Consider the following 3,294-nt stretch of genomic DNA (forward strand, 5'->3'; position numbering starts at 1 on the left):
ACCGCACCTCCGGGTAAACGCATGGGCCATGCCGGTGCGATCATCTCGGGCGGTAAAGGTACCGCGGATGCCAAAATGGAAGCCATGCGCAGCGCTGGCGTTCTTGTTGCCGATTCCCCGGCAAGCCTCGGCTCGACCATGCTGAAGGCTTTGAAGGGCTAATCTGGGTAGTCAGAGGAAAGGCAAGGGGGGGCGTGGTCCTTCTTGGGGACCATGCCTTCCAAGACCACAAATGAAACCTCAAGATCTCGACACGATTCTGAACGAGTCGAACGCAACCTACATCGCTGAACTTTACGCCCGGTATCTGGAAAGCCCGTCTGCGGTTGACCAGAGCTGGGCTGAGTTTTTTGACGGGTTGCAGGACGACGCCTCCGAACTCCTCGCAGAAATGCGTGGGCCGAGCTGGCAGCCACGGGAAACCAAGGTTGTTGGCGGCATGGAGGGATACGACGTCTCACAGGGGCACGCCGAACGCCCGGCTCCGATGGCGGGCTACGCACCGGCACCCCACGCAGCACCCACGGCAGGTCAGGTAAATTCCGACGCCATCCGTGCTGCAGCCAATGATTCCATTCGCGCGCTGATGCTGATCCGCTCCTTCCGGGTACGCGGCCATCTTGAAGCGAATCTGGATCCGCTGGGCCTTGCGCCGCGTGAACCGCATCCGGAACTTGATCCGAAAACCTATGGCTTTACCGAAGCCGACATGGATCGTCCGATCTTCATTGCCAATGTTCTTGGCCTTGAAACCGCGACCATCCGTCAGATCGTCTCGCTGGCACGCAAGACCTATTGCGGATCGATCGGCATCGAGTTCATGCACATTCAGGAACCGGAACAGAAATCCTGGATTCAGCAGCGTATCGAAAGCATCGGCAACCAGACGCAGTTCACCACCCGTGGCAAGGAAGCAATCCTTGAGCGCCTGATCGAAGCCGAAGGTTTCGAAAACTATCTTCACACCAAATATGTCGGTACCAAGCGTTTCGGTATTGATGGTGGCGAAGCCCTGATGCCGGCACTTGAACAGATCCTTAAACGCGGCAGCCAGCTTGGCATCCGCGAGGTTGTGTTCGGCATGCCGCACCGTGGCCGTCTGAACGTTCTTGCCAACGTCATGAGCAAGCCGTTCCAGGCGATCTTCTCGGAATTCATGGGCAACCCGTCCAAACCGGACGACGTGATGGGCTCTGGTGACGTTAAGTATCACCTTGGCACCTCCGCCGACCGTGAATTTGACGGTAATGTTGTTCACCTGTCGCTGACGGCAAACCCGTCGCACCTTGAAGCAGTGAACACGGTTGTTCTTGGTAAGGTCCGCGCCAAGCAGGCCCAGCGCAAAGACACCAATCGCGAGCAGGTTATGGGTATCCTCCTGCACGGTGATGCGGCCTTTGCCGGTCAGGGTCTTGTGGCGGAAACCTTCGATCTGTCCCACCTCAAGGGGTACCGTACCGGTGGTACGATCCACTTTGTGGTCAACAACCAGATCGGTTTCACGACCAAGCCGACCGATTCCCGTTCTTCGCCGTATTGCTCGGACATTGCCAAAGTCGTTCAGGCCCCGATCCTGCACGTCAATGGTGACGATCCCGAAGCTGTCGTTCACGCTGCGCGCATCGCGACCGAATTCCGTCAGGAGTTCAAGCAGGACGTTGTGATCGACATGTTCTGCTATCGTCGCTTTGGCCACAACGAAAGCGACGAGCCGGCATTCACCCAGCCCAAGATGTATGACGTGATCGGCAAACACCCGACCACCAAGGACATCTATGCACAGCAGCTGGTCAAGGAAGGTCTTCTGAGCGAAGAACGCATCAAGGAACTGGACAAGTCGTTCCAGGATTACCTTGATGAAGAGTTCAAGGCGTCCGAAAACTACCGTCCGAACAAGGCTGACTGGCTTGAGGGCAAATGGTCGGGTCTGGCATCCTCGCATGGCGAAGATGCTGACTGGATCGGCCAGACCGGTGTTGAAGAAAACCTTCTTCAGGAAGTTGGTCGCGCCCTTTCAACCCCGCCGAGTGACTTTGACATCAACCGCAAGATCCTTCGTCAGCTGAAGGCGAAGGCGAAGATGTTTGAAACCGGCGAAGGCATTGATTGGGCCACCGCAGAAGCTTTGGCCTTCGGGACCCTGATGTGCGAAGGCACACCGGTGCGTCTGTCGGGTCAGGACTGCCAGCGCGGTACCTTCTCGCAGCGTCATGCCAAACTGATCGATCAGACCAACGAGGCAAAATACACCCCGCTCAATAACATCCGTACCGGTCAGGCCGAGCTTGAGGTTCTCAACTCGCCACTGTCCGAAGCTGGTGTTCTTGGCTTTGAATACGGCATCACCCTTGCAGAACCGCATTCGCTGGTTCTTTGGGAAGCCCAGTTCGGTGATTTTGCCAACGGTGCGCAGGTCATTATTGACCAGTTCATCAGCTCGGGCGAAGCCAAATGGCTGCGTATGTCCGGTCTGGTGATGCTGCTGCCGCACGGTTACGAAGGCCAGGGTCCGGAACACAGTTCCGCGCGTCTGGAACGTTACCTGCAGCTTTGTGGTGAAAACAACATGCAGGTGGCGAACTGCACGACGCCGGCAAACTATTACCACATCCTGCGCCGTCAGATCCGTCGTTCGTTCCGTAAGCCACTGATCCTGATGACGCCGAAATCGCTTCTGCGTCACAAACAGTGTGTGTCGAACCTGTCCGACTTTGCATCAGGAACCAAATTCCTGACGGTGATCGGCGAAACCGGCAAGCTGGTGGACGACAAAAAGGTCAAGCGCGTCGTTCTGTCGTCGGGCAAGGTCTATTATGATCTGCTTGCCGAACGCGAAAACCGTGGCATCGAAGATGTTGCGCTTGTGCGTGTTGAACAGCTTTACCCGTGGCCGGAACAAGAACTGGCTGCTGAACTGGCCAAATACCCGAATGCTGATGTCGTCTGGTGTCAGGAAGAATCAGAGAACATGGGTTCCTGGTACTTTGTTGATCGCCGGATCGAGGCAACGCTTGCCAGCATCAAGCACAAGACGGGTCGTCCTGTTTATGTCGGTCGCGCAGCATCTGCTTCGCCGGCGACGGGCCTTCTGAAGGCTCACCTGCGTGAGCAGGCCGAATTGGTCGACAAGGCACTGAGCGTCTAACACTTTCATCGAACGGGCGAGAAATCGCCCGTTCGATCCGTTCATTTAGAATTCATTCGTATCTTGGCAGACCCACACTGCCTGATTGAAAAAACGGTCGAGGAAAAAATGGCGACTGAAGTTAAAGTTCCCGCACTGGGCGAGTCTGT

Annotated in this window: 1 protein-coding gene and 1 pseudogene; both read left to right on the plus strand. The window is 56.3% G+C overall.

The window, feature by feature from the left end; translation table 11 throughout:
• Window positions 1-162: pseudogene (locus B2R48_RS18280) on the plus strand (succinate--CoA ligase subunit alpha); the annotation flags it as partial.
• 70 nt (window positions 163-232) lie between these two features.
• Window positions 233-3,145 carry a 2-oxoglutarate dehydrogenase E1 component gene (locus tag B2R48_RS18285; protein ID WP_062953894.1) on the plus strand — a complete coding sequence of 971 codons (2,913 nt, stop codon included), beginning with the start codon at window positions 233-235 and terminating at the stop codon, window positions 3,143-3,145.
• Window positions 3,146-3,294: the final 149 nt, after the last annotated feature.

The organism is Thalassospira sp. UBA848 (genome assembly GCF_002295455.1).
In the GTDB taxonomy this organism is placed as follows: domain Bacteria; phylum Pseudomonadota; class Alphaproteobacteria; order Rhodospirillales; family Thalassospiraceae; genus Thalassospira.